This is a genomic window from Lacinutrix cladophorae (genome assembly GCF_053604645.1).
In genome coordinates this window covers 429945-448619 of record NZ_JBSHNR010000119.1, presented here as the reverse complement: position 1 = coordinate 448619, position 18675 = coordinate 429945, and the positions used below count along the sequence as shown (strand labels likewise).

The window sequence follows — 18675 nt, the reverse complement described above, 5'->3', positions numbered from 1 at the left end:
TTTACCTATGATGATAAGGCTCATTCTTTAAAATAGTGAACCCTCTATATAATTGTTCTATTACAAATAATCGAACCATTTGATGGGAAAATGTCATTTTAGATAAGGAGATTTTTCCTTGTGCTTTTTGGTATACCTCAGGACTAAATCCGTAAGGTCCACCAATAACAAAAACCAATTGCTTGATTCCAGAATTCATGTGTTTTTGTAAATAATTTGAAAAAGCAACAGAATCTAATTGTTTCCCATTTTCATCTAGTAAAATTAATACATCTGTAGTGTTTAGTTTTTCTAAAATGAGTTCGCCTTCTTTTTGTTTTTGTTGTTCTTCGCTTAAGTTTTTAACTTTTTTTAAATCTGGAATAATCTCTAGTTGAAACTTAATATAAAAACCAAGTCGTTTGGTATAATCCTCTATTAAGCTTTGTAATTGCTTATTGTCTGTTTTGCCAATGGCAAGGAGTTTAATTTGCATGTTGCAAAATTACAATTTCAGATTTATGATTTCAATTTTTTTTAATCGTAATTCATAAATCAATTTCTTATTTTAGCACAAAGAAATTTTTTATGATAAGTAAAGCGCAATTGGATACAGAGATAGAATTAATAATAGCTAATGCCATTAGAGAAGACGTTGGTGATGGAGACCATAGTTCTCTTGCTTGCATTCCTGCAACTGCAAAGGGTAAAGCAAAGCTTTTAGTAAAAGATGAAGGCGTTATTGCAGGAATAGAGTTCGCTAAGCAGGTTTTTGCTTACGTAGATAAAGACATGAAAGTGGAAACACTTATAGAAGACGGTAGTAAAGTAAAGTATGGAGATATTGTTTTTTATGTAGAAGGCGCTTCACAATCGATTTTAAAAGCCGAACGTTTAGTGCTTAATGCTATGCAACGTATGAGTGCTATTGCTACAAAAACAAGAAAATTTGTAGATTTATTAGAGGGTACTGGAACTAAAATTTTAGATACCAGAAAAACAACACCTGGAATTCGTGCTCTTGAAAAATGGGCTGTTAAAATTGGAGGAGGAGAGAACCACAGATTTGCATTGTATGATATGATTATGTTAAAAGATAATCATATTGATTTTGCTGGCGGACTTACTAAAGCTATAAATAAAACAAAAAACTATTTAAAAGAAACCAATAGAGACTTAAAAATTATAGTAGAAGCTAGAGATTTAAATGAAATTGAAGAAATTTTGAAAAGTGATGGTGTATACCGAATTTTAATTGACAACTTTAATTACGAAGATACCAAAAAAGCTGTAAAATTAATTGGGGATACATGCCTTACAGAAAGCTCTGGTGGAATTAACGAAAAAACCGTTAGAGAATACGCACTTTGTGGTGTAGATTATATTTCTTCTGGAGCTTTAACACATTCTGTATATAATATGGATTTGAGTTTAAAGGCAGTAAAATAGTTTTCAGTCACAGTCACAGTCACAGTCACAGTCACAGTTTAAAGTAAGTAATTCAATAGTTTCTTAAATGCGCTAGTCTAAATTAATGACCAAGAAAATAGAAGATAAACTAGAAAAAATACCAGTAGTAAATATATTGGTAAAGCTACTAAAGCAAATAAAACTTCCTGGTTTTGAGGGCTTATCTATTTACGATTTATTAGAACTTTATGTTATTGGTATAGCAAGAGGAACGCTTGCTACAAGAGCAAGTGCTATTGCATTTAGTTTTTTTATGGCTATTTTCCCTTTTTTGTTATTTGTACTTATCGTGATACCGTATATACCGATTGACGATTTTAGAATAGAGTTTATTTCCTTTCTAAATTCTTTTTTACCACCAAATACTTCCGAGTTTTTTGACGATAATATTTACGAAAACATAAATACAGGCCGTGGAGGTTTGCTGTCTTCGGTGTTTTTACTTTCTATATTTTTAATGGCAAATGGTGTAAATGCACTGTTTTCTGGTTTTGAAAACTCGTATCACGTACAATTAACACGTAATGTGATTAAGCAATATTTGTATGCTTTAGGTGTTGCTCTAATCTTAGCAATCATGGTGATTTTAACCGTAATTATCTTTGGTTACGTAGAAATATATTTGTTACAACCTCTTTTTGATAAGCTAAACGCAGAGGGACTAACAGAAGTAGATTCTAATGTATTCTGGATTGTTGCTTCTAAGTACCTTTTCTTTTTAATAATGACCTATTTAGCAACTGCAACCTTGTACTACTTTGGTACAAGAGAAGGAAAAGACTCTAAATTCTTTTCAGTAGGCGCCATATTAACCACTTTATTGTTTGTTTTAACGTCCTACCTTTTTGGTATTTATATAAACAATTTCGCACAATATAATGAGCTGTATGGTTCTATTGGCGCTATTTTAATCTTAATGTTTTACTTGTGGTTAAATGCTAATATATTGTTATTAGGTTATGAGTTAAATGCTTCATTAAATAGGTTGCGAAAAATTAATAACAATGCATAGATGTGTCGTGTTTATTGCGCTTTTTTTCTTTCCTTTTATTGGAAACGCACAAGATATCTTTGGAAAGTGGAAAACTATAGATGCGGTTTCTGGTGAAGCAAAATCGATTGTCGAAATTTATGAAAGAGACGGAAAAGTCTTCGGAAAAATAATAGATATCATTAACCCGTTAGATAAAGATGCACTTTGTACCAAGTGTGAAGGGGAAGATTATAACCAACCCGTTTTAGGTTTCGAACTTATTAAAAATCTTACTAAAGACGGAAGCTATTATAAAAACGGAAGTATTTTCGACCCAGAACAAGGAAAGAAATATAAATGCAGAATTGCTTTAGATACCGATAATCCTAATGTGCTTCAAGTAAGAGGCTATATTTCTTTTTTATATGCAACTCAATATTGGTTAAGAGTAGAGAGCTAATTGAAAAGCTTCAAAAAAGCTTCCTTCCTTCTAACCGAAACATCTATGGTTTCTTGGTTAGACATGGTTACATAACCACCTTTTCCTTTGGTGTATTTCTTAACGTGATCTATATTAATAAGATGTGAATTATGTATTCTAAAAAAGTTAGCGTCTGTTAATAGTTCTTCAAAATGTTTTATGGGTTTAGAGACTAATATTTTCTCTGTTTTTGTATAAATAAAGGTATAACTAGTATCTGCTTTGCAGTGAATTATATCTTTAATTGCTAGTATTTCAAATCCGTTAGAAGTAGGTATTCGTAAGGTTTTTTGTTTGTCTTCTTTTTGTAAGTTATAAAGTATATTTTTAATTTCTTCCTCAGAGTTTGAAGGTTGTATTCTTTTCTCAAACCTTTGCATTGCTTCAATAAAATCCTCTTTATCCATAGGTTTTAATAGGTAATCTGCAACACTATATTTAAAAGCTTTTAAGGCATGATTATTAAATGCTGTTGTAAAAATGACATTAAAATTATAGTTCCCTAATGCTTCTAAATAATCAAAACCTGTTTTGTTATGAATCTCAATATCTAAAAAAACCAAATCTGGTTGTAGTGTTTTTGTTTTTTCTAAAGCATCTTCAACTGTTGTACAAGTAGCTATAATTTTTAAGTTTGTTGCATACTTTTTTACTAATCTGATAAGACTGTCAATACAATGTTGTTCGTCATCTACTATAAGAGTTTTAATCATTTAAAAGGCTAATGTTAGTGGTAGTTTTACTTCAATTTTAGTGCCATTTGGTTTGTCTATAATATGCAAATCTCCATTGGTATTCTTTATTTTATTAATGATTTCAATTCTACTTTTGGTAATGCGCATTCCTAAGGAATGTTTGTCGAAATTAGTTTTGGTAATTGCAGATGCTGCTCTACCTATGCCATTATCTTCGACAGTACAAATAAGCATATCTTTTTCTTTAATGTAGTTAATATGGATTTCTCCTTTTTCTGTACTTTTCCTTAATCCATGAATAATACTATTTTCTACAAAAGGTTGTAAAATCATTGGTGGTATTAAGGTGTTTTCTGCATCAATGGCTTCATCTATATTTATGCTATAAATAAAACCATTATTTGCACGTTTGTTTTCAATATCCAAATAGGTTTTTAATATAGTAATATCTTCGACTAAAGAAATTTCTTTTTGTGTCGATTTTTCTAAAGTTTCCCGCATTAATTTGGAAAATTTAGTTAAATAATTAGTTGCATTTTCAATATCATTTTTAGCAATATATGCATTAATGGAATTTAAAGAATTAAAAATAAAATGCGGATTCATTTGCGCTCGTAAGGCTTTTAATTCTGTGTTAGATACTTTTAAATTAAATGCAGTTTCTTTAACAATAGCATTGGCTTCTTGTTTTTTTTTATAAAGTATAAAACCAGCAATTAAACCAATTGCCAAGCTACTTCCAACAAAAATAGAAGTGTTTTTTATAAATTTATAATGCGATACTTCTGCTTCTTTTATAGCTTGTTTTTTATCGTGAATTGCTGTTAGGTTTGCTTCTTTTTTTTCGTATTCATATTTTGCTTCTAACTTTGCTATTTCTTCTTTTTTTTCGGAAGACATAAAACTATCTTTTAGTTTTTTAGCTTCGGTTTGATTAGTATATGCAGCTTTATAATTTTTAAGTGACGCATTTACTTGAGCGAGCTTCTCTAAAGCACTTGCTTGTCGCTCTATACTTGGGATTTTTTTTGAATATACCAGTGCGTTTTCAAAATTATTTTTAGCTTTTAAATAGAATTCTTTTTTGTTTTCGTTTTGCAATGCGCTTTTAAAATATGCAGTGCCAATACTTTCATAAACTATCGCTAAATTGTTACTATTATCTAATGCTTCAAATAACTCTTTCGTATCCTTTAAATAGGTTAGTGCTTTGTTATATTCTTTTAAGTTTATATACGCAATTCCTGTATTTGTTAGTGCACTTGCAATGCCGTATTTGTTATTTATGCTATGCATTATTGCTAGTGATTCTTTGTAATAGGTTATCGCTTTTTCAGGCTGTTTCATATCATCATATACATTGCCAATGTTAGTAAGTGCGTTTGCTGTACCAATTTTAGAATCTAATTTCTTGTTGGTTTCCAGACTTTTAGTGTAATATTTTAAGGCCTCGTCATTTTTTTCTAATCTATAGTATAATAATCCAATATTGGTAAGAATTCCAGCATAGCGATCTGTATTAGTGGTATTCGTTTGTTCATGAATTTTAGAAGCTTTTAAATAAGTGTCTATAGCTTCAGGATAAAGCGATTGATACATTTGATTTATGCCAATACTATTCCATACAACTGCCATTAAGAAACTGTCTTTTTCTTTTTCAAAAACGTCTAAAGCTTTAAAATTTTGCGCATTTGCTTGGATATAATCCGATTGTCCAAAATAGATTAATCCTTTATTATAATTAATACGAGCGACTTGATTCCAGTCTTTTCGTTCTGTTTGAATGGCAATGACTTTATTATAGGCTTCAATTGCTAAAGAATCTTTAGATAAAGCCACCAAGTTAAGCGCTTTGTTTTTATAGGCAATTGCTTCTTTTTCATTTAAATGAAGGCTTTTTGCTAGAATGATTGCTTGCTTAGAAAACTTTAAACCCTTTTCGGGATTGGTTTGTTGAAGCAGACTAGAAAGCTGATTTGCTATTTGAAGTTTTTCAAGATTTGCTAGTTCTATGCTATTAAATGCAATTTCCAGCGAGTCTATTTTTTGCTGTTGTGCATAGCAAATAAAAGAGCATACCATAAGTATATAGTAAACACTAGATTTCATAGTTTTTTAAGATTAAATAATAGCAAGATAAATTTAGTTCAATTTTTAGGAAAGACCATAATATTTGTACGAAAATAAAGTCAAAGTGCACAGTTATAAGTTCTTATTAGTAATCCTCGTTTAAGAGATGTTATTTTATATCTATTAACGAATCCCTCTTTTATGAAACTAAAGTTACTTTTTGTTATTTTTTTTAATGTGAATTTAAGTGTTGCTCAAATTGCAGCACCTCCTGTTCCAGAAACTTGGGAAAACGATATTTGGCTTTCTAACCAATGGATGCATTTTTCTACAGTAGATTATACTTTTAACCAGGATTGCCTTCCGGTTATAGCTGTTTTGCAAGTTTTAGATTTTAGTTCAAATACTTTTATCGATAGTGCTAGGCTAACAACAAGTTATAATGCAAATAATCTAATATCGGAGACGGTAAATGAGTTATGGAATGGAGATACCGAAATTTGGGAAAATGATAGACGATCTACACAGGCTTATTCAGGAAATAACTTAATAGAAATTATTAATTATCTATGGATAGACAATGTTTGGCAATTAGATAGCAGAATAACCAATACATACAATACTAATAATTTAATTATTGAAAGTGTAATTGAGAATAGAGACTTAAATATGAATGCATGGATACCTGCTACAAAACAAGAGTTTACCTATAATGCCGTTCCACTTTTAATAAATACACTAGGTAGTGAATGGGATCAAACTAACCAAGTTTGGATTAATGATGGCAGAACTACTTTTGTGTATGATGTAAATAATTTATTAAACACAAAGACTTTTGAAGATTGGGAAAACAATGATTGGGTAAATGATAACCAAGAGGTTTATACTTTTGATAGTAATGATTTTTTAATAGAAACTTTAATTTCCAATTGGAATGCATCTACTATAGTTTACGATTTAGAAAGAAGAGAACTATATGCCAATAATAGTCAAGGATACTATACAGAGCTTATAAGAGACAACTACCTGTTGGGGAGTTGGATACATGCATCAAGAGATAGAAGAACTTATCCAGAATGCTATACGCTGAATATCGAAAACAATGCAACGGTAACATTTTCTGTATATCCAATTCCTGCACACGATATTTTAAATATTATTACAGATACTGCAAATAGTGAAGCCGAAATTTTAGATTTAAGCGGAAGAGTAGTACACAAAAAGATATTATTTAATAAACACAATACAATCGATATTTCGCAATTAAAAATTGGGGTTTACCTTTTAATAATTTCTAATCAAAGTCAAATCATTACTAAAAAGATTATAAAACGATAAGGTTATTCATACTGTCAAAACAATGTATCATGAAAATATTTCAAAAATCAAATTATAATACGGTTTTAATAATCCTAGCTGTTTTTTTATTACCAATGGATGTCTTCTCGCAAGAGAAACGAATAAGTCCTCCAAAAAGAGAGTCGAATATTATTAGTGTAGATCAATTTGTAGATAACACTTTTAATCTATATCATAAAGTGTTTGTTTACGACAGTTTAACACAGGCTGGAGTTGAGGTTCCTGCAGAAATTGAAGACGAGTTAATGGAACGTGCAGAAAAAGATATCGACAGCCTTTGGGATATTTTCCCAGAAGTTTTTGATGATATGGCAAATGGAAGAGCAAATCTTATGAAAAAAGGGAGAGCAACAGCAAATTTAAATAAGTCAAAAAAAGTATTACGATACTGTTTAACTATGGTGAAAACTTATTTTGTTGGTACAGAAGAAGAAAAATAAAAGATGTAAAAAAGAAAAAAATGAAACCAAATATAATCGTTTTGCTCGCTTTTTTAACTGTTTATAGCGCCTATGGTCAAGCCTATAAAAGTGCTTTTCGAGCAGACATTTGTCAATGTTTAGAAACGGAAAGTTTAAAACGAAACCTCACACCAAATGCATATAAAAACTGTTATAAAGAAACATTGCCTAAATATGCAAATCAAATAGATGCAGCTATTGTTGAAGAAGATTTAAACAAAAGATATTACTTAGGCCAACTTGCTAGAAAAGATTTAATCTTAGCTTTTCAATACGAGCTAATTTATACTTGTAAAGTATATTTTGATTATTTAGATAGAAATCGAACTAGCAAAATACTAATAGCTAGAGAACAAGCTAAAGAAAGCGATCTCGAAGCTAAAAATCAAATGGTAGCAATGTCTCCCAATGCTTATGCATACTTTCATCGTGCAGAATTACATTTTAATTTAGCAAATTTAAAAGAAGCCGAAGCAGATATAAATAAAAGTTTAGAAGTAAATCCAAATGCTAGTAACATTAAATCTACAAGACATGAATTGATGCTGTTGGCTTTGGTTTATGAAGAACAAAAACAATTCGCCAAAGCAGTAGCGCTATATGATAAAATATATATGGGAGATTTGGATTCGCAAATAGCAGAATTAAGAGCACTTGCCAATAAAAAAGCAGGAGGTAGCATGTCCAGTATACCAAAACCAGTAAATAAAACAGAACCAGTAATAAAAAATAAAACAGAAAGAAGACGACCAAAACCAAAAAGCACAACAACAAAAACAACAGAAATAATTACAGAAAGGCGAACAAAAACAAGACAAGAAGCAAAACAAACAAAATCCAAAAGCGATTCTTCATCACTCAAAAAATTATTTAAATTAGAATAGTTAAAAAAGCCTCTTTTTTAAAGCTGTTTTTTTTATATAAACCTATTATCTTTGGTCTATGCATTATTTCATAGACGTCATTCTACCAGTTCCGCTACAAAAGTTATTTACTTATAGCATTACAGAAGCAGAAGCCTCTTTCCTACAAGTTGGAATGCGTGTCGCTGTACCTTTTGGTAAAACCAAAATGTACACAGCACTCGTGCAAAGTATACATAATAACAAGCCTTTGGTTTACGATGCTAAAGAAATTCATCAAATTCTAGACGAAACACCAATTATAAATCCAGAACAATTAACCTTTTGGCAATGGATTTCTAAATATTACATGTGTACTTTAGGAGATGTAATGCGAGCAGCTTTACCAAGTGCGTTTATGTTAGAAAGTGAAACGATTATTAGTAAAAATGTAAGTAAAGTTATTGCAGACGAAGATTTAAAAGATGATGAATTTCTAGTTTACGAAGCATTACACCATCAATCCTCTTTAAAAATCCAAGACTTAATTTCTATTTTAGATAAAAAGAATGTGCTTCCAGTAATAAAAAGACTTTTAGAAAAAAAGGCGATTCATTTAGAAGAAGAGATTTACGAAAAATATAAGCCAAAATATGTACGATATGTAAAGTTGCATACTAATTTTTCTTCGGAAACTTCATTGCAAAATATATTAGAAGAATTAAATAGAGCACCAAAACAAAAACAAGTAATTATGACTTTGTTTATGCTTTCGGCAAAAACGAAAAAACCTATTAAAGTAGCCGAGTTAAGTGAAGCTAGTCAAGCATCTTCCACAATAATAAAGACACTAGTAGACAAAGGCATATTGGAAGAGTATCACATTCAAACCGATAGAATTCATTATTCTGGAGAAGAAAAAGAGGCTTCTAAAAAACTAAATGAACACCAAATAAAGGCCTTAGAAGAAGTAAAAACTTCTTTTGAAACCCATAATGTTACGTTGTTACATGGAGTGACTTCTTCTGGTAAGACAGAAATCTATGTCAAACTTATCGAAGAAGCTTTAGTTCAAGGAGAACAAGTATTGTATTTACTTCCTGAAATAGCGCTAACCACCCAATTAGTTTCTAGGCTTCAGAGTTATTTTGGAGAACAAGTAGCTGTGTTTCATTCTAAATATTCCATACACGAACGTGTAGAGGTTTATAATAATTTGCTTAACAATTCCGCGAAAGCGCAAATCATTTTAGGAGCAAGGTCTTCTATATTTTTACCTTTTAAAAACTTAGGATTAATAATTGTTGACGAAGAACATGAGCAATCTTTTAAACAATTTGATCCAGCACCAAGATACCACGCACGAGATGCTGCAATTGTTTTAGGCAATATTTTTAAAGCTAAAACACTTTTAGGATCTGCAACACCTAGTTTAGAAAGCTCCTTCAATGCACAGCAAAACAAGTATGGTTTTGTAGCATTAACAACCCGTTTTAATAATGTTTTGATGCCAGAAATTGAGCTGGTTGATATTAAGGACAAGCATAAACGTAAAAAAATGAAAGGACATTTTAGCGATCGAATGTTGGAAGAAATGGGGGAAACATTAAAAGCAGGTCAGCAAATTATACTGTTTCAAAATAGAAGAGGATATTCGCCAATTGTAGAATGTAATACTTGTGGTAATGCACCACAATGTCCTAATTGTGATGTGAGTTTAACCTATCATCAATACAGAAATCAGCTACGTTGTCATTATTGTGGATATCATGCTGCAATGCTACAAAAATGTATGGCTTGTGGTAGTCCAGATATAGATAGTAAAGGTTTTGGTACAGAACAAATAGAAGTAGAGGTGAAGGAGCTGTTTCCAAAGCATAAAGTAGCAAGAATGGATTTAGATACTACGCGAGGGAAATATGGTTATGAAAAAATTATTACTGCTTTTGAACAACAAGAAGTGGATATTTTAGTTGGTACACAAATGTTAACGAAAGGTCTTGATTTTAGAAATGTGAAATTGGTAGGAATTATGAATGCAGATAATATGCTAAATTTTCCAGATTTTAGAGCGCATGAACGAAGCTTTCAATTGATGCTTCAAGTTTCTGGTAGAGCAGGAAGAACAGAAGAACGGGGTAAGGTTTTAATACAAACCTATAATCCGTATCATAAAATACTACAGCAGGTTTCTACCAATGATTATGCAGCAATGTATCAAGAGCAAATGGATGAGCGTTATAATTTTAAATATCCTCCTATATATAGACAGATAAAAGTTACTTTAAAACATAAAGATTATAATCGTGTAAATATGGCTTCCGATTGGTATGCAAAATCCTTAAGGCAAGTATTTGGTGATTTTGTTTTAGGTCCAGAATTTCCGCCTGTTTCTAGAATTAGAAATCAATTTCATAAAAATATTCTTGTTAAAATTCCGCAAAAACAATCTTTACCAAAAACAAAAGAAGCAATATTAAAAATAGACAATAGTTTTAATGCTGTTAAAGATTTTAGGTCTGTTCGTGTAATATTAAATGTAGATAATTACTAATAAAAAAAGTCCAACTTTCGTCGGACTTAATTTGCAATATGTAATTCTTGGTTAGTTGTTATTTAAAGCTTCTACAAGTTGGGTTTTTTTGTTTCTACTTAAAGGAATTTCATACGATCCTACTTCTACATTTTTACTGTTAAATCGATCTACTTTGTCTAGGTTAACAATATACGATTTATGAATTCTTAAAAACTTACCTTCTGGTAGTTCATGTTCAAAAGCTTTCATAGTAGAAAGAACCACAAGGCTTGTTTCTTCGGTAACTAGTTTTACATAATCCCCAAGAGCTTCAATCCATTTAATGTCTTTAATATAAACTTTACGTTTTTTAAGGTTACTTTTCACAAAAATGTGTTCTCCTTCTGCTTCGTTAAAATCTAATTTTAATTTATGCTGTTCTAGGGCTTTTTCTACAGCAGTACTAAAGCGCTCTTTTGTAATTGGTTTTTGCAAATAATCTGTTGCATCATAGTTAAATGCTTTAAAAGCATATTCTGTTTTACCAGTCACAAAAATAATCTGTGGTTTATTATTTAATACATCCAATAATTCAAATCCGTTAAGCACAGGCATTTCTATGTCTAAGAATATTAAATCTACTTTGTGTGTATTTAAACCATTTTTAGTTTCAAGTGCGCTACTATATTCTGCTATTAAATTAAGAGAAGAGTGATTTTCTATTAACTTTACTATAGACAGACGTTGTATTGCTGAATCATCAACTACTACACAGTTTAAAGTCATAACATTTATAATTTATTCGGTTAAGATATCGACAATAGTACGAATAATTCGGTTAAAAACCAAAAAACACCGACAAAATGATTGTTTTAACATAATATTAACGTTTTTAGCGTTTCATTTTTAATATAAATTTGTTTTATAATTAGTTGTACTATTTAAATAAAAGGTTTACTTTTGCACCCAATTTTAACAAATAAATTAGATTTTTATGAATCATTATGAAACTGTTTTCATCTTAAATCCCGTTTTATCTGATACTCAGATAAAGGAGACAGTAAAGAAATACGAAGATTTTCTTGTTTCTAAAGGAGCAAAGATGGTATCCAAAGAAGATTGGGGCTTAAAGAAATTAGCGTACCCAATTCAAAACAAAAAAAGTGGATTTTACCACTTATTCGAGTACCAAGTAGATGGTGAAGTTATTAACCCTTTAGAAGTAGAGTTTAGACGTGATGAGCGTTTTATGCGTTACTTAACTGTATCTTTAGATAAGCACGCGATTTCGTGGGCAGAAAGAAGAAGAGCTAAACTAAAACAAAAAGCATAATCATGGCAAGTACTATAGAACAACAATCTAAAGGAAAAAAAGACGGAGAAATTAGATATTTAACTCCTCTTAATATAGAAACGAACAAGAATAAAAAGTACTGTCGTTTCCAAAAATCTGGAATCAAGTATGTAGATTACAAAAATCCAGACTGGTTATTAGGTTTTGTAAACGAACAAGGTAAAATTTTACCAAGACGTTTAACAGGAACTTCATTAAAATATCAAAGAAAAGTGTCTGTTGCTGTAAAAAGAGCACGTCACTTAGCATTAATGCCTTATGTGGCAGATTTATTAAAATAAAATTATCATAACATGGAACTTATATTAAAACAAGACGTTGAAAATTTAGGATTTAAAGACGATGTTGTAACGGTTAAGAACGGTTATGGTAGAAACTTTTTAATTCCTACAGGTCACGCGGTTATCGCTACTGCTTCTGCAAAGAAAGTTTTAGCTGAAAACATTAAGCAAAGAGCTTATAAAGAAAAGAAAATTATTGATGATGCTAACCAAGTTGCAGATGCACTTAAAGCATTAGAAATTAAAATAGCTGCTAAAGTTGGTACTGGAGACAAATTATTTGGATCTATTAACAATATTAATGTAGCAGAAGCATTAGCAAAAGAAGGTCAAGAAATTGATAAAAAATTCATTACTGTTACTACAGTGAAGCGTTTAGGTAAGTATGACGCAACTATACGTTTACACAGAGAGGTAACTATTGATTTACCTTTTGAAGTAATTGCTCAAGCTTAATATTTTAAATTACATAATAATAAACCGTTTGGAGCTAATCTAAACGGTTTTTTTAATTCTAAAAGTATTGCTTTTACAGAAGTTTATTCTGTTTTAACTGTTAAAAATAATGATAAAGCATTTCTCTTTTATACTGTTTTTAGTATTTATAACTTCTTGTAAAAAAGAGGTTTCAAATACTAAAACACAAGTTAAAACTCAAAAAGAAACAATTAAAAAGTCTGCATTAATTGAAGCCTTTAAATATAAGCCAAATGCAAGCCCAATAATAAGTGTACATCGTGGCGGAAAAAGTATAGAGTTCTATCCAGAAAACGCCATAGAAACTATAGCGCATGTATACCAAAGTATTCCGACTGCTATTTTTGAGATTGATGTAGCAAAAACAAAAGATAATCAATTAGTATTGTTACACGATAATACACTAGATAGAACGTCTACAGGAACCGGAAAGTTAATCGACTATACTTATTCCGAATTAGAAAATTTTTATTTGGAAGACGATTTTGGAAATGTAACTACTTTTAAAATTCCATTATTTAATACTGTTTTAAAATGGGCAAAAATTAATAATGTAGTACTAACTATAGATATAAAACGTAGCGTAGCAATAGAAACAGTAATAGATGCAATTAGAGCAGAAAAAGCAGAAGATGTTTGCTTAATTATTACATATAGTATAGAACAAGCAGAAAAAGCACACAAATTGGCTCCAGACTTATTACTTTCTGTTTCGGCTAGAAATGACAAAGAATTAGATTGGTTATTGCATACTAATATACCTACCGAAAATATGCTCGCATTTACAGGTACTCGATTATCTCCAAATGCCTTTTATAAAAAAGTACAATCGTATGGCATTAAAACTATTTTGGGTACTTTAGGGAATTTAGATAAGCAAGCAGCATCTAAAGGAGATGAACCCTATAAAGTATGGCAAGCAAAAGGAATAGATGTCTTTGCGACAGATAGACCTTTTGCAGTTGCAAAAGCATTAAATATTACAGAATAAAACATTAAAAAAGATTCCTCTTTTTTGGGGAATGAAAAAAGAATTTTTTATGAAATACTCTAGACTTACTAAAGAACAATTTGAAGAATTACATCAAGAATTTATAAATTTTCTAGCTACACAATCTATTACAGGAGAGGAGTGGGAAGACATTAAAACAAACAAACCGGAAGTAGCAGTTCAAGAATTAGATGTTTTTAGCGATTTGGTTTGGGAAGGTGTTTTAAGTACAGCCAAATATGTTGAGCATATTTCGCCACAGCAAATGCATTTATTTTCTTTAAATGAAGCGAATATGCATGTCATTGCAGTACAGCTTAAAAATGCTTTAGATTTAACGACTAAAGAAGGTTTTAATTGGTTACGTGAAAACTTAATGGATGAAGATGTTGAGTTTTTACAAGCAAAAAAAGAATATACAGAAGATAAGAATATGGATAAGTTTACACTTATTCAACAAGGAGGAGTCATTACAAAAGGAGAATTATACCAGTTTTTTAATAAATTGATTAATTAAGTTACTATTGTTTCTAAATACTTTCTCCAAAGGTTAGCAGGTTATTATCTGGATCGAGTATTGAAAATTCCTTTTGTCCCCAAGGTTTTTTTTGTAATATGCCGTTTGGGTGAATGGGCGTATTGGTATTTAATAAAGAAAGGTAAAAATCCTCAATATTATCTGTTCTAATATAAACTTGTCCGTAATTTTGTTTTATATCTAGTTCTTTAAATATAAAGAAGTGTATTTGGATCTTGTCTTTTTCTAGCATTAAATAATCCTCATAATCTGGGCTGCCAAAAACTTTAAATCCCAATTGATTAATGTAAAATGCTTTTGTAGCATTTTTGTTACGCATTGGCAATTTCGGATTAATATTGGTAAGCATAGTTCAATTATTTAATTCACAAAATTTTACTCATAACGCAAAGATTCAATAGGGTCTAGTTTTGCGGCTTTAATTGCTGGCATTAAACCAGAAACCACTGCTACCAAGAAGGCAATGGCAAAGGCACTAAACATAGCAAACCAAGGTGTTGTAAATTGAAAATCGGCAAGATTAGCAACTAATAAGCCTATTAATACACCAAAAATAATTCCTATAATACCACCTAATTGACCAATAATTAAGGCTTCCATAAAAAACTGAAAAGCAATCGTTTTCTTTTTTGCGCCTAATGCTTTACGTACACCAATTTCTCGAGTCCTTTCGGTTACCGAAACAAAAAGAATATTCATAAGTGCTATAGAGGATCCTAAAATGGTAATGATACTAATTATCCAGGCTGCATATTCTAAATACACAGTTATAGAACCAATTCTATTAATTAAATCGTCACTACGTTCTATACCAAAGTTGTTTTCTTCTACAGGGTTTAAGCCACGAATATTTCTAAAAGTAAGTATTGCTTGGTCTTGTGCGCCTTCTAACATTTCTTTATTATTGACCATGATACTAATATCATAATTAATATTCGGTAAAGTAAAAATAGAACGTGCATTTTGTACAGGTATAATCACCCGTAAATCTTGATTATTTCCAAAAGTAGCACCTTTAGATTCTAAGGTGCCAATAACAGTAAATTTTACACCTCTAACACTAATGGTTTTACCAATTGGGTTTAGGTTTTCAAATAAAGCTTTATTTAAATCACTACCAATAATACAAAGGTTACTATTATTTTGCACATCGAAAAAGTTGAGTTCTCTTCCTGCATCTAATTTTAAACCAGAGTTTTGTATAAAATTCTCGTTAGCACCAATAATTGTAACTTCTGGATCGGTTTTTTTGTTTTCATATTTTACCTCAGCACTACGAGTACCAGTAAAAGAAACCGAAGTTTTTGTACCAGGAAATTCATAATTATCTTCAAATTCTTTTACATTTCTGTAGCTAATTATAGGATTAATTTTTCGTTCCTCGCCACGAGCTCTACGTTGCGTGGTAAACTCATAACGTTGTAAATTAAAGGTATTGGAACCCATGGAAGAAAAATCGCTAGAAATTGTATTCTCAAGCGCAGAAACGGCACTTAAAATACCAACAAGTGCAGTAATACCAATGGCGATAATTAAAACAGTTAAAATGGTACGTAGTAATTGACTTTTAATAGAATCGAAAGCAATATTTATATTTTCTCTAACTAATCCAAACATGGTTTGTGGTGGTTGTTTTTTTATAAGACTATTAAATCACCATAAAGTTACTATAAATCTGAAATAAATATCACTCTCTTTAAAATTTATGATATTTTTGTGCTAGTAGAAATGAATTAACCAAGTATGTAGTTTTTTTAAGAGAAAAGAATTACATACTTTAAAATAAGATTCTCACTTTCGTGGGAAGTAAACATGGCACAAAAACCAAGCATTCCTAAAGGCACAAGAGACTTTAATCCAGAACAAGTAGCAAAACGCAACTATATTTTTAATGTAATACAAACCAATTTCCAACGTTTTGGATTTCAACCTATTGAAACTCCAAGTTTTGAAAATAGTGATACCTTAATGGGGAAGTATGGTGAAGAAGGCGATCGACTTATTTTTAAGATTTTAAATAGTGGCGATTATTTATCTAAGGTGGAGGATACGCTTTATACTAGTAAGGATGCTACAAAAATGACTTCTAGAATCTCTGAAAAAGCCCTTCGTTACGACCTCACGGTTCCTTTTGCAAGGTACGTTGTGCAACACCAAAACGAAATAGAGTTTCCGTTTAAACGCTACCAAATACAGCCTGTTTGGAGAGCCGATAGACCTCAAAAAGGAAGGTTTAGAGAGTTTTACCAATGTGATGCAGATGTAGTTGGTTCTACTTCGTTGTTTCAAGAAATTGAATTTATACAATTATATGATGCCGTATTTTCAGCTTTAAAATTAGATGGTGTTACTATTAAAATTAATAATAGAAAAATACTTTCTGGTATTGCTGAAGTTATTGGTGCAAGTGATAAATTAATCGATTTTACGGTTGCATTAGATAAGCTAGATAAAATAGGAGAGGAGAAGGTAAAAGAAGAAATGCGAAGTAAAGGTATTGCGCAAAGTGGTATAGATACATTGCAACCTTTGTTTAGTCTTACTGGCGATTTTGAAAGTCAGATAGAAAGTTTAAAAGGAATTCTTAATACTTCCGAAGAAGGAAAAAAAGGTATTGAAGAGTTAGAATTTATTAATGAAGGAATTAAAGCTTTACAGCTAGAAACCGCTATTTTACAATTGGATGTTACTCTTGCTCGTGGTTTAAATTATTATACAGGAGCAATTTTTGAAGTTTCTGCACCAAAAAACGTGAAAATGGGTTCTATAGGTGGTGGCGGACGCTATGACGATCTTACTGGGATTTTTGGAATGAAAGACGTTAGTGGTGTAGGGATAAGCTTTGGTCTAGATAGAATTTATTTGGTTTTAGAAGAATTGCATTTATTTCCTGAAACAGTTAGTAAAACAATTGATGTACTGTTTATAAATTTTGGTGATGCGGAAGCTTTATTTTGCTTAAAAGCCATTAAGGAACTAAGAAACCATGGTCTTAATGCAGAGTTATATCCTGACAAAATAACTAACGGAAAACACATGAAAAAACAAATGAATCATGCTAATAAGCGTGGTATTCCTTTTGTAGTTTTAGTTGGTACAGATGAAATGAATGCTAATACGTATACATTAAAGAATATGGTTACCGGAGAGCAGTTAAAACTTTCTTTAACCGGATTGATTGCTAGCCTTAAATAAAAAAAAATCCTGAACATTTCTGTTCAGGTTTAACTAAAAATAAAAACCAAATTAATTATTTTACTGTTATTTTTTTAGACATTCTACCTGTATCAGAGGTAAGCAATAAAATATAATTTCCAGCATTTAAATGAGATGCTTGTAATAGTATTTGGTCTACAGCTCTAATATTATCGAAAATTGTTATTAGCTTTCCGTTAATACTGTATACATAGACATGTTTGATGTTTTGTTTTCCAATGTTTTTTATGGATATACTTTTAACTCTGTTTATATAGCTAAGTTCCATAGCAACATCTTCTTTAATTAAATCAGCATCAAAATTATTTTCATTATTTATTATCTGTTCAACTATTACTTCTTCTTCTTCATTTGAAGTAGTATTATTAGCATCTTCAATATTTTCAAATTTCAACTTAAAACGGTTTAAGTATTCACCTGCAAGTAAATCAACAGAAAAATTTGTAGTTTCTTTAATGTTGTAATAGGTATTTGTTTCTGTGTCTAAAACACCAATTTCTAAATCTTCAGGTACATTAATCATACTTTCAATAGAAATAACATTCGTTCCGTTTATTCCTGTGTGTAAACCTAAAGCAAGTGTAGTGGAAGCATCGATAGAATTAATGCCTTGAATTAAAAATTTTCGATCTTCAATCATCCAATACATATCATCTATATGATTTTCAAAATTTTCGGCATCGTAACCATAATCAATTCCTGCAGTTGCATTACTGTCTACGGTTACTAATATCTGTCTATGTAAATTATTAGAAGAAGTAAATCCTAAGCGAATTTTCATTCTATTATCTCTATCCGAGTTATTTTGAGCGTATAGTGTATTGGCTAAAAGAAGAAATGAAAATGCAAAAATAGTTGCTTTAATTGAAAAGGTCTTCATAAGTAGGATTTTGAAACTCATGAGGGATTGAGTATTAATTCTGATTCAAATTTATGGGCAATTGAAGCTTGAAAAAAATAATAGCTATAACTA

The 18675-nt window shown here is 30.5% G+C and carries 20 protein-coding genes; 13 read left to right on the top strand and 7 right to left on the bottom strand.

Annotated features, from left to right (window positions below):
* Window position 1: 1 nt before the first annotated feature.
* Window positions 2-475: a 23S rRNA (pseudouridine(1915)-N(3))-methyltransferase RlmH gene (gene rlmH, locus ACVC3Y_RS12345; protein ID WP_452227058.1), complete on the bottom strand. Its 474-nt coding sequence runs from the start codon at window positions 473-475 to the stop codon at window positions 2-4.
* A 92-nt stretch (window positions 476-567) separates the two neighbouring features.
* On the opposite strand from rlmH, the gene nadC reads away from it, so the two are divergent.
* The 3 genes from nadC (at window position 568) to ACVC3Y_RS12330 (ending at window position 2882) form a co-directional block, all read left to right on the top strand.
* A complete protein-coding gene (nadC, locus tag ACVC3Y_RS12340; RefSeq protein ID WP_303423893.1) occupies window positions 568-1428 on the top strand; it encodes a carboxylating nicotinate-nucleotide diphosphorylase in 861 nt (286 codons plus the stop codon).
* Between the two features lie 85 nt (window positions 1429-1513).
* Window positions 1514-2461 carry a YihY/virulence factor BrkB family protein gene (locus tag ACVC3Y_RS12335; RefSeq protein ID WP_452227057.1) on the top strand — a complete coding sequence of 316 codons (948 nt, stop codon included), beginning with the start codon at window positions 1514-1516 and terminating at the stop codon, window positions 2459-2461.
* On the top strand, window positions 2454-2882 hold the full coding sequence (locus ACVC3Y_RS12330; RefSeq protein WP_303423891.1) for a DUF2147 domain-containing protein: 429 nt from the start codon (window positions 2454-2456) through the stop codon (window positions 2880-2882). Before ACVC3Y_RS12335 ends, ACVC3Y_RS12330 begins: the two co-directional genes overlap by 8 nt.
* On the opposite strand, the gene ACVC3Y_RS12325 is transcribed toward ACVC3Y_RS12330, so the two are convergent.
* Both ACVC3Y_RS12325 and ACVC3Y_RS12320 read right to left on the bottom strand, forming a co-directional pair.
* Window positions 2879-3616 carry a LytR/AlgR family response regulator transcription factor gene (locus ACVC3Y_RS12325; protein ID WP_452227056.1) on the bottom strand — a complete coding sequence of 246 codons (738 nt, stop codon included), beginning with the start codon at window positions 3614-3616 and terminating at the stop codon, window positions 2879-2881. The two genes, ACVC3Y_RS12330 and ACVC3Y_RS12325, sit on opposite strands and share 4 nt — an antisense overlap.
* On the bottom strand, window positions 3617-5707 hold the full coding sequence (locus ACVC3Y_RS12320; RefSeq protein ID WP_452227055.1) for a tetratricopeptide repeat protein: 2091 nt from the start codon (window positions 5705-5707) through the stop codon (window positions 3617-3619).
* A gap of 162 nt (window positions 5708-5869) precedes the next feature.
* Between ACVC3Y_RS12320 and ACVC3Y_RS12315 the strand changes: the two genes are divergently transcribed.
* From ACVC3Y_RS12315 to priA, 4 genes are read left to right on the top strand one after another with little or no spacing between them, the layout of a single operon-like run.
* Window positions 5870-7006 (top strand): T9SS type A sorting domain-containing protein, encoded by a 1137-nt coding sequence (locus tag ACVC3Y_RS12315; RefSeq protein ID WP_452227054.1) that lies wholly within the window; start codon window positions 5870-5872, stop codon window positions 7004-7006.
* A gap of 29 nt (window positions 7007-7035) precedes the next feature.
* Entirely contained in the window at window positions 7036-7467 is a 432-nt protein-coding gene (locus ACVC3Y_RS12310; protein WP_452227053.1) for a hypothetical protein, read from the top strand.
* A 20-nt stretch (window positions 7468-7487) separates the two neighbouring features.
* Window positions 7488-8372 (top strand): hypothetical protein, encoded by an 885-nt coding sequence (locus tag ACVC3Y_RS12305; RefSeq protein ID WP_452227052.1) that lies wholly within the window; start codon window positions 7488-7490, stop codon window positions 8370-8372.
* A gap of 58 nt (window positions 8373-8430) precedes the next feature.
* Window positions 8431-10884, top strand: coding sequence for a replication restart helicase PriA (priA, locus tag ACVC3Y_RS12300; RefSeq protein WP_452227051.1), 2454 nt, complete (start codon window positions 8431-8433; stop codon window positions 10882-10884).
* Between the two features lie 51 nt (window positions 10885-10935).
* Here the strand turns inward: priA and ACVC3Y_RS12295 are convergent, their stop codons facing one another.
* Complete coding sequence (locus ACVC3Y_RS12295; RefSeq protein ID WP_303423884.1) at window positions 10936-11631, bottom strand: LytR/AlgR family response regulator transcription factor; 696 nt, start codon at window positions 11629-11631, stop codon at window positions 10936-10938.
* Window positions 11632-11839: 208 nt separating this feature from the next.
* On the opposite strand from ACVC3Y_RS12295, the gene rpsF reads away from it, so the two are divergent.
* The 5 genes from rpsF (at window position 11840) to ACVC3Y_RS12270 (ending at window position 14465) form a co-directional block, all read left to right on the top strand.
* Window positions 11840-12178 (top strand): 30S ribosomal protein S6, encoded by a 339-nt coding sequence (gene rpsF / locus ACVC3Y_RS12290; RefSeq protein ID WP_303423883.1) that lies wholly within the window; start codon window positions 11840-11842, stop codon window positions 12176-12178.
* A 2-nt stretch (window positions 12179-12180) separates the two neighbouring features.
* A complete protein-coding gene (gene rpsR / locus ACVC3Y_RS12285; protein WP_055442298.1) occupies window positions 12181-12480 on the top strand; it encodes a 30S ribosomal protein S18 in 300 nt (99 codons plus the stop codon).
* Between the two features lie 12 nt (window positions 12481-12492).
* A complete protein-coding gene (gene rplI / locus ACVC3Y_RS12280; RefSeq protein WP_303423882.1) occupies window positions 12493-12936 on the top strand; it encodes a 50S ribosomal protein L9 in 444 nt (147 codons plus the stop codon).
* A gap of 109 nt (window positions 12937-13045) precedes the next feature.
* Window positions 13046-13948: a glycerophosphodiester phosphodiesterase family protein gene (locus ACVC3Y_RS12275; protein ID WP_452227050.1), complete on the top strand. Its 903-nt coding sequence runs from the start codon at window positions 13046-13048 to the stop codon at window positions 13946-13948.
* 49 nt (window positions 13949-13997) lie between these two features.
* Window positions 13998-14465, top strand: a complete 468-nt coding sequence (locus tag ACVC3Y_RS12270) for a DUF6495 family protein (RefSeq protein ID WP_303423880.1) — start codon at window positions 13998-14000, stop codon at window positions 14463-14465.
* Window positions 14466-14478: 13 nt separating this feature from the next.
* Here the strand turns inward: ACVC3Y_RS12270 and ACVC3Y_RS12265 are convergent, their stop codons facing one another.
* Window positions 14479-14835 carry a bleomycin resistance protein gene (locus ACVC3Y_RS12265; protein WP_303423879.1) on the bottom strand — a complete coding sequence of 119 codons (357 nt, stop codon included), beginning with the start codon at window positions 14833-14835 and terminating at the stop codon, window positions 14479-14481.
* 26 nt (window positions 14836-14861) lie between these two features.
* Window positions 14862-16103 (bottom strand): ABC transporter permease, encoded by a 1242-nt coding sequence (locus ACVC3Y_RS12260; protein WP_303423878.1) that lies wholly within the window; start codon window positions 16101-16103, stop codon window positions 14862-14864.
* 195 nt (window positions 16104-16298) lie between these two features.
* Here ACVC3Y_RS12260 and hisS point away from each other — a divergent pair, with 195 nt between their 5' ends.
* Window positions 16299-17681: a histidine--tRNA ligase gene (gene hisS / locus ACVC3Y_RS12255; RefSeq protein ID WP_303423877.1), complete on the top strand. Its 1383-nt coding sequence runs from the start codon at window positions 16299-16301 to the stop codon at window positions 17679-17681.
* A gap of 55 nt (window positions 17682-17736) precedes the next feature.
* On the opposite strand, the gene ACVC3Y_RS12250 is transcribed toward hisS, so the two are convergent.
* Window positions 17737-18582, bottom strand: a complete 846-nt coding sequence (locus ACVC3Y_RS12250; RefSeq protein ID WP_452227049.1) for a T9SS type A sorting domain-containing protein — start codon at window positions 18580-18582, stop codon at window positions 17737-17739.
* Window positions 18583-18675 lie beyond the last annotated feature (93 nt).

What these genes read in the sequence shown, in the direction of transcription:
- rlmH (WP_452227058.1), bottom strand. Translation starts at nt 475, where the DNA reads ATGCAAATTAAACTCCTTGCCATTGGCAAAACAGACAATAAGCAATTA.
- ACVC3Y_RS12260 (WP_303423878.1), bottom strand. Translation starts at nt 16,103, where the DNA reads ATGTTTGGATTAGTTAGAGAAAATATAAATATTGCTTTCGATTCTATT.
- nadC (WP_303423893.1), top strand. Translation starts at nt 568, where the DNA reads ATGATAAGTAAAGCGCAATTGGATACAGAGATAGAATTAATAATAGCT.
- hisS (WP_303423877.1), top strand. Translation starts at nt 16,299, where the DNA reads ATGGCACAAAAACCAAGCATTCCTAAAGGCACAAGAGACTTTAATCCA.
- ACVC3Y_RS12275 (WP_452227050.1), top strand. Translation starts at nt 13,046, where the DNA reads ATGATAAAGCATTTCTCTTTTATACTGTTTTTAGTATTTATAACTTCT.
- ACVC3Y_RS12265 (WP_303423879.1), bottom strand. Translation starts at nt 14,835, where the DNA reads ATGCTTACCAATATTAATCCGAAATTGCCAATGCGTAACAAAAATGCT.
- ACVC3Y_RS12305 (WP_452227052.1), top strand. Translation starts at nt 7,488, where the DNA reads ATGAAACCAAATATAATCGTTTTGCTCGCTTTTTTAACTGTTTATAGC.
- ACVC3Y_RS12310 (WP_452227053.1), top strand. Translation starts at nt 7,036, where the DNA reads ATGAAAATATTTCAAAAATCAAATTATAATACGGTTTTAATAATCCTA.
- rpsF (WP_303423883.1), top strand. Translation starts at nt 11,840, where the DNA reads ATGAATCATTATGAAACTGTTTTCATCTTAAATCCCGTTTTATCTGAT.
- rplI (WP_303423882.1), top strand. Translation starts at nt 12,493, where the DNA reads ATGGAACTTATATTAAAACAAGACGTTGAAAATTTAGGATTTAAAGAC.
- ACVC3Y_RS12270 (WP_303423880.1), top strand. Translation starts at nt 13,998, where the DNA reads ATGAAATACTCTAGACTTACTAAAGAACAATTTGAAGAATTACATCAA.
- ACVC3Y_RS12335 (WP_452227057.1), top strand. Translation starts at nt 1,514, where the DNA reads ATGACCAAGAAAATAGAAGATAAACTAGAAAAAATACCAGTAGTAAAT.
- ACVC3Y_RS12250 (WP_452227049.1), bottom strand. Translation starts at nt 18,582, where the DNA reads ATGAAGACCTTTTCAATTAAAGCAACTATTTTTGCATTTTCATTTCTT.
- ACVC3Y_RS12330 (WP_303423891.1), top strand. Translation starts at nt 2,454, where the DNA reads ATGCATAGATGTGTCGTGTTTATTGCGCTTTTTTTCTTTCCTTTTATT.
- ACVC3Y_RS12320 (WP_452227055.1), bottom strand. Translation starts at nt 5,707, where the DNA reads ATGAAATCTAGTGTTTACTATATACTTATGGTATGCTCTTTTATTTGC.
- ACVC3Y_RS12315 (WP_452227054.1), top strand. Translation starts at nt 5,870, where the DNA reads ATGAAACTAAAGTTACTTTTTGTTATTTTTTTTAATGTGAATTTAAGT.
- ACVC3Y_RS12325 (WP_452227056.1), bottom strand. Translation starts at nt 3,616, where the DNA reads ATGATTAAAACTCTTATAGTAGATGACGAACAACATTGTATTGACAGT.
- rpsR (WP_055442298.1), top strand. Translation starts at nt 12,181, where the DNA reads ATGGCAAGTACTATAGAACAACAATCTAAAGGAAAAAAAGACGGAGAA.
- priA (WP_452227051.1), top strand. Translation starts at nt 8,431, where the DNA reads ATGCATTATTTCATAGACGTCATTCTACCAGTTCCGCTACAAAAGTTA.
- ACVC3Y_RS12295 (WP_303423884.1), bottom strand. Translation starts at nt 11,631, where the DNA reads ATGACTTTAAACTGTGTAGTAGTTGATGATTCAGCAATACAACGTCTG.